We start from the raw sequence: 6230 nt of genomic DNA on the forward strand, positions 1-6230 counted from the left end.
GCCCGGGAGTCCCGGGCCGGCCCCCTGCGCGTGTCAGCGGCCCGCGGCCGCCACGGCGGCGGCCAGCTTCGCGGCGAGGGCGGCGATGTCCTCCTCGGCGAAGGCGTACGTGTTGTAGCGCAGCCAGCAGCGCAGGCTGCCGTCCGGCTGCTCGACGGCCATCAGCTCCGGTACGTACCGGTCGCCGGCCGGCTCCGGCCAGGGCACGGTGGTGCCGCGCGGCAGGTCCCAGCCGGTGCAGGTGACCCCCGGCAGCTGCGCGGGCGCGCTCCAGGCCTCGTACCGCAGCCAGGCCGCGAACGGCACCTTCGGGCTGAACTCCGCGAAGGGGTGCAGCTGGTGGTCGAGCGCGGCGGTGGAGGCCGTCCGTACGCGGTCCAGCAGCTCCGCGTAGCCGGGGGAGCCGGACGCGTCCACCCGCAGCAGCAGCGACTGCACGAAGCAGCCGACGGCCCGCTCGGCCTCCGGCGTGGTGCGGCCCGGCACCGGGGTCATCAGCACCAGGTCGTGCTGCCCGCTGTGCGCGGCGAGCAGGCCGGCCCACACCGCCGCGAGCGCCAGGAACGGGGTCGCGCCCAGCTCGGCGGCCCGCTCGCGCAGCGCGGTGGCCCGTGCGGCGGGCACGGTCAGTTCGTGCGCGCCCGTCAGCACCATGTCGACCTGCTTGCGCCCCGGGAAGGGCTCGACGGCGGCGGGCGCCCCCGCCAGCGTGCGGCCGAAGTGCGCGCGGGCCGCCGGCCAGTGCGCGTTCGACCACTCGACCAGCTCCCGGTACCCGGGGCCGGGCCGCACGGCCGGGGCACTGCGTCCGCGCCGCAGCGCGGAGTACACCACACCCAGGTCCTGGAGCAGCACGCCGATCGACCAGCCGTCGCTGACCATGTGGTGCACGGCCAGCAGCACCACGTGCTCGGCGGGGCCGCGGGCGACCACCAGCAGCCGGGTCATCGGATCCCGGGCGAGGTCGGTGGTCCGGTCGCGTTCGGCGATCAGCCGGGCCGACACCTCCTCGTCCCCGGCCCCGGGGAGCTCGACCAGGGTGACGTCCGCCCGCGGCTCCTCGTCCAGGACGGTGCGCACGATCCCGGGCTCGCCGGCCACCGGCTCGAACCGGGTGCGCAGCGCCGCGTGGCGCCGCACCACCTCCAGCAGCGCCCGGCCGAGCAGCTCCGGCAGGAAGGCGCCGGTCACCCGGAACTGGACGCTCACCATGCCGGCATCCCGGCCCGGCGCCTCGGCCATCCAGCGCAGGAAGTTCTCCTGCTGGGAGCTGAGCAGCAGGTCGTGCCGCTGGGCCCGCAACTCGGTGAGGAACGGCGACACGTCCGGCGGCCCGGCGGTCTCCGGTTCGCCTGTGGTGTGCCCGGGAGCGTCCAGCCAGGCCGCCTGGGCGCGCAGCGAGGGCCGCTCGAAGACCAGGGCCGTGCCGGCCGCGACGCCGAACTCCGCCGACATCAGCGCGGCCAGCTGGACGGCCCGGAAGGAGTCGCCGCCGAGGGCGAAGAACTCGTCCTCCACGGCCGGCACCGGGCGGCCGAGCACCCGCCGCCAGAGCGCGGCGAGCGCCCGTTCGGTGGGCGTCGCGGGGGCCGTGCGAGGGCCGTCGGCGGCCGGGGCGTCGAAGCGTGTGCGCAGCTCGTGCTTGACGACCTTGCCGCTCGGATTGCGGGGGAGCGCGTCGGTGACCAGGATCCGCACCGGCAGCTCCGGGCGGGCGAGCCGGGCGGACAGGAAGCGCCGCAGGTCGTCCAGGTCGAGCCCGCCCGCGGCGGCGACGACGGCGGCCACCGGCACGCTGCCCATCACCGGGTGCGGCACGCCCAGCGCCGCCGCGTCGGCGACCTGCGGGTGCTCGTGCAGGACTTCCTCGATCCGCAGCGTGGAGACCTTGAGGGCACCGGACTTGATGACGTCGCTCTCGCGGTCCACCAGGTACAGGTAGCCGTCCGCGTCCAGCCGCCCGAGGTCGCCCATCCGCACCCAGCCGCCCCGGAACACCGCACCGCTGCGGGCGCTGTCGCCCACGTAGCCGCGCGGCGGGCCGGGCTGGCGCAGCCAGACGTCGCCGCTCTCCCCGGCGGGGACGGGCACCCCGTCCGGGTCGAGGATCCGCAGGTCCGCCGGGTCGGCCGGGCGGCCGACCGAACCCGGCCGGGCGGTGTCCACCACGGCGGAGATCTGCGCGGGCGAGGCCTCGGCCGAGGTGTACGTGTTGACCAGGGTGGCCTTCGGCAGCGCCCCGGCCAGTGCGGCCGCCACCGGGCCGGGCAGCGCGGCGGCGGAGCAGCTGGCCATCAGCACACTCGACAGGTCGCGGCGCCCGGCCACCCCGCTGTTGACCAGCTCGACCGCCATCGACGGCACCAGGAAGACGGTGCCGACCGCGAACTCCTCCACGATCCGGCCGAACTCCTCGGCGTCGAAGCGCGGCAGGCAGATCGTCGCCGGGTGCCCCACGAGGGCGTTCACCAGCACCACCTGGGCGGCGTTGGTGCCGATCGGGAAGGCGTGCACCGCGTGGCGGGAGTGCGCGTAGGGGCGGGGGCGCGGGTCCAGCAGCAGGCCGGCGGTCAGGCTGGCGTGGGCGGCCAGCACCCCCTTCGGGGCGCCGGTGGTGCCCGAGGTGCCGATGATCTGGGCGGCGTCCCCGGGCGCCGGGCGGTGCGGCGGCTCGGCGGGAGCACCGGCCGAGGCCGCGATCAGCTCGTCGAGCCGCAGGCCGGCGACGCCCTCCACCGGCGGGCGGCTCTCGCCGCGCAGCGCCGTCCGGGCGCCCGACAGCTCGATCAGCCGGGCGGCGTCCTGGGCGGAGAGGTCCTCGCGGACGGCCAGCGCGGCACCCCCCGCGTACTGGACGGCCATGAAGGCGACGGCGTACCGCTCCCACTCCTGGTTGGTGAACAGCAGCGCGACCCGGTCGCCCGGGCGGACGCCGGCCGCGGCCAGGCCGTGCGCGGCCCGGACGGCGCCCGCGCGCCACTGCCCGTACGTCACGGAGCCGCCGTCGGGCACCTGGAGGGCGGTCCGCCCGGGGTGCAGCCGGGCGCGGTGGTCGAGCAGGTCGGGGAGGGTGAGGCGGTTCTCGGCGGGGCTGATGACTACTCCAGGTGCGGCGGATTCCAAGGGGCCGGCGGCCGGTTCCCGCCCGGCGCGGCGCGTCGGCGAACCCATACCCTCCGGCGGTGTTCTGACGGCATGTGGCGCGTGCCGCACCGGCTCCGATATGGTCTGGACCAATGCGTGCCGGGGGGAGGATAGCGCGGCTGTGTCGCGCTTCTGTCGCAGAGCCGCACCACAGGTCTGCCGGACGGGACAGCCCGGGCCGCGCCTCCGGGGAAGGGGACCGACCGTGCCCGCTGCCGCCACCACCACCCGCCTCGCCGGGCGGCACCTCGCCGCGCTGCTCGCGGCGCCCGGCCCCTACCGCGCCCGCTGGCTGCGCCACGTGACCCGGGCCACGCCCGGCCGGATCAACCAGGCCGCCGTCACCCGGGTGCTCGCCGAGTGGCTCTGGCAGCACGGCGAGCACCCCGACAGCGACCTGCTGCCGCGCGCCCTGCGGGACCGGGTCTCGCGCGCCCTCGGCGGCCGCTCGCTGTCCGCCCCGACGCTGCGCCTGTTCGTGGCCGCCTTCGCGATGAGCGCAGCCGACGAGTCCGCGCTCTGGGAGCTGGCCGACCACCCGCCGGGGCCCCCGGAGGGCCCGCCGTTCCTCCGTACGGGTGGCGCGCGGCACGGCGCCGGGCCCGCCGGGCGCCGCTCGGGCACCATCGTGAAGCCCAGCTGTGGCGGCCCTTAAGAATTCCTCGATGGACCGGACCTGCTCCGACCAGGCAGATTGCACATTGCCCGGTGCGGGGCCGGCAGGCGCTGCCGACCGCCGGGCACCGTCGGCCTGCCCACACCAGGCCGCCCCATCGTGCGTCAGGAGCCGCGGCAGTGAAGGCACTCGTCAAGCAGAAGGCCGAGCCGGGACTCTGGCTGATGGACGTCCCCAAGCCCGCCATCGGTCCCGGCGAGGTGCTGATCAAGGTGCTGCGCACCGGCATCTGCGGCACCGACCTGCACATCCGCAACTGGGACGGCTGGGCGCAGCACACCATCCGGACACCGCTGACACTCGGTCACGAGTTCGTCGGCGAGGTCGCCGAGACCGGCGCGGCCGTCGCCGACATCAGCGTCGGCGACCTGGTCAGCGGCGAGGGGCACCTGGTCTGCGGCAAGTGCCGCAACTGCCTGGCCGGCCGCCGCCACCTGTGCCGCAACACCGTCGGGCTGGGCGTCGGGCGCGACGGCGCGTTCGCCGAGTACGTGGCGCTGCCCGCGGCCAACGTCTGGGTGCACCGGGTGCCCGTCGACCTGGACGTCGCCGCGATCTTCGACCCGTTCGGCAACGCCGTGCACACCGCGCTGTCCTTCCCGCTGGTCGGCGAGGACGTGCTGATCACCGGCGCCGGTCCGATCGGCATCATGGCCGCCGCCGTCGCCAAGCACGCCGGCGCCCGCAACGTGATGATCACCGACGTCTCCCCGTACCGCCTCGACCTGGCCCGCAAGGTCGGCGTCACGCTCGCGCTGAACGTCGCCGAGCACACCATCGAGGAGGGCCAGCAGCAGCTCGGCCTGCGCGAGGGCTTCGACGTCGGCCTGGAGATGTCCGGCCGCCCCGAGGCGATGCAGTCGATGATCGCCAACCTCACCCACGGCGGCAGGATCGCCATGCTCGGCCTGCCCGCCGAGGACTTCCCGGTCGACTGGGCCCGGATCGTCACCTCCATGATCACCATCAAGGGCATCTACGGCCGCGAGATGTTCGAGACCTGGTACGCGATGTCCGTCCTGCTGGAGGGCGGTCTCGACCTCAGCCCCGTGATCACCGGCCGCTACCCCGCCGCCGACTTCCAGGCCGCCTTCGACGAGGCCGCGAGCGGACGCTGCGGCAAGGTCATCCTCGACTGGACCGTCTGACCCCCTTCTCATCTAGGAGCCCGTAGCCGTGTTCGACTCCGTACGCGCCGACATCGCCACCACCCTCGACGAGATCCGCGAGGCCGGACTCTTCAAGCCCGAGCGCGTGATCGGCACCCCGCAGAGCGCCGCCGTCACCGTCACCGGCGGCGGCCGCCCGGGAGAGGTGCTGAACTTCTGCGCCAACAACTACCTCGGCCTCGCCGACCACCCCGAGATCCTCGCCGCCGCCAAGGACGCGCTGGACCGCTGGGGCTACGGCATGGCCTCGGTCCGCTTCATCTGCGGCACCCAGGACGTCCACAAGCAGCTGGAGGACCGGCTCTCCGCCTTCCTCGGCCAGGAGGACACCATCCTGTACTCCTCCTGCTTCGACGCCAACGGCGGTGTCTTCGAGACCCTGCTCGACGACCGCGACGCCGTCATCTCCGACGCCCTCAACCACGCGAGCATCATCGACGGCATCCGCCTCAGCAAGGCCCGCCGCCACCGCTACGCCAACCGCGACCTCGCGGACCTGGAGAAGCAGCTCCAGGACACCCAGGACGCCCGCCGCCGCCTCGTCGTCACCGACGGCGTCTTCTCGATGGACGGCTACGTCGCCCCGCTGCGCGAGATCTGCGACCTGGCCGACCGCTACGACGCCATGGTCATGGTCGACGACTCGCACGCGGTCGGCTTCGTCGGCCCCGGCGGCCGCGGCACCCCCGAACTGCACGGCGTCATGGACCGCGTCGACATCATCACCGGTACCCTCGGCAAGGCCCTCGGCGGAGCCTCCGGCGGCTACGTCGCCGCCCGCCGCGAGATCGTCGCACTGCTGCGCCAGCGCTCGCGCCCGTACCTCTTCTCCAACTCGCTCGCGCCGGTGATCGCCGCCGCCTCGCTCAAGGTGCTCGACCTCGTCGAGGAGTCGAACGAGCTGCGCGAGCGGCTCGCGGCCAACACCGCGCTGTTCCGTTCGAGGATGACCGAGGCGGGCTTCGAGATCCTGCCCGGCGACCACCCGATCGCCCCGGTCATGATCGGCGACGCGGCGAAGGCCGGCCGGTTCGCCGAACTGCTGCTGGAGCGCGGCGTGTACGTGATCGGCTTCTCCTTCCCGGTCGTCCCGCACGGCGCCGCCCGGATCCGGGTCCAGCTCTCCGCCGCCCACTCCACCGAGGACGTCGAGCGGGCCGTCGCGGCGTTCGTCGACGCCCGCGCCGCCCTGGGCGAGTAGATCGTCCGGCCCGGCGGCCCGTCCGACCTGAACCTGGCTG

4 protein-coding genes are annotated in these 6230 nt (G+C 74.8%); 3 read left to right on the top strand and 1 reads right to left on the bottom strand.

The features are described from left to right. Positions 1-33: 33 nt before the first annotated feature. On the bottom strand, positions 34-3171 hold the full coding sequence (locus ACFUK0_RS39070; RefSeq protein WP_380258649.1) for an AMP-binding protein: 3138 nt from the start codon (positions 3169-3171) through the stop codon (positions 34-36). A 178-nt stretch (positions 3172-3349) separates the two neighbouring features. Here ACFUK0_RS39070 and ACFUK0_RS39075 point away from each other — a divergent pair, with 178 nt between their 5' ends. The 3 genes from ACFUK0_RS39075 (at position 3350) to ACFUK0_RS39085 (ending at position 6190) form a co-directional block, all read left to right on the top strand. Then, the gene (locus tag ACFUK0_RS39075) at positions 3350-3799 is read left to right on the top strand and encodes a hypothetical protein (RefSeq protein ID WP_380258651.1); all 450 of its coding nucleotides are present in this window, start codon (positions 3350-3352) and stop codon (positions 3797-3799) included. A 140-nt stretch (positions 3800-3939) separates the two neighbouring features. Then, positions 3940-4968, top strand: coding sequence for an L-threonine 3-dehydrogenase (gene tdh / locus ACFUK0_RS39080; protein ID WP_380258653.1), 1029 nt, complete (start codon positions 3940-3942; stop codon positions 4966-4968). 28 nt (positions 4969-4996) lie between these two features. After that, a complete protein-coding gene (locus ACFUK0_RS39085; RefSeq protein ID WP_380258655.1) occupies positions 4997-6190 on the top strand; it encodes a glycine C-acetyltransferase in 1194 nt (397 codons plus the stop codon). The last annotated feature ends 40 nt before the right edge of the window (positions 6191-6230 follow it).

Origin of the sequence: Kitasatospora sp. NPDC057223 (assembly GCF_042669755.1) — a bacterium.
Taxonomy (GTDB): domain Bacteria; phylum Actinomycetota; class Actinomycetes; order Streptomycetales; family Streptomycetaceae; genus Kitasatospora.

Coding starts and splice junctions, on each gene's coding strand:
- ACFUK0_RS39070 (WP_380258649.1), bottom strand. CDS start 3,171: ATGGGTTCGCCGACGCGCCGCGCCGGGCGGGAACCGGCCGCCGGCCCC.